1 pseudogene is annotated in these 721 nt (G+C 40.5%); it reads right to left on the minus strand.

Going from position 1 to position 721, the window contains the following annotated elements:
- Positions 1-163: 163 nt before the first annotated feature.
- Positions 164-721, minus strand: a pseudogene (locus A6E03_RS18435) (hypothetical protein); the annotation flags it as partial.

The raw sequence follows: 721 nt of genomic DNA on the forward strand, positions 1-721 counted from the left end.
TTAGTGACATAAACACGGTTGTCGTCCCACTCTTGCTCGTTAAGCAATTCAATGTCGGTTTTTGGAGGGGCTACTGCGGTACTTGGTGCAGATGATCCTTCTTGGTTGCATCCGTTTAAAAACATGGCTATGCATGTAATGAGAAGTACCTTGTTTAGCGTCATCATTTATCCTCCTTGATAAAAGCACCATTATTCGCAAAACCGTTGTATAACCACGACAGTGTTGCTGAATGCCCTGAGCATACTTGCGGCCAGTTCGTCCATTTATCCTTAGGGACGGTTTTATCTTCGTTTAATTTCAGAAAAATGACACCACCAGCACCATCTCTTACGTAATTAGCATTCAACCCTAACTGCTCAAAATATTGATAATTACCTACTTCTGATCGAACAATTTTCTCACTTTTAACCTCTTTGGTTTCTAAATTAATAAAATAACGATATTGTGCCGACTCACCCCATGCATACTTTCCATCAGGGCTGATTGAGCGGTTCTTTAAAACATATTTCATTTTACGTTCGTGATTAATATTCAAATAATCACGTTCTGCTAACTCTATAGGTAAAACACTCACCCCATATAATTCTCGGTCTGTAGCTTCGTCATAAACACTAACCCCTAACCCTGCAACCACATACCGCTTCCCACCGTATATCACCCCCACTTCAGAAAAATGAAAGTCATCGTCCATTTGAATGGTTGTTCCTGTAGCGAGGTC

The sequence above is a fragment of the Aliivibrio sp. 1S128 genome (assembly GCF_001691065.1).
GTDB lineage: Bacteria > Pseudomonadota > Gammaproteobacteria > Enterobacterales > Vibrionaceae > Aliivibrio.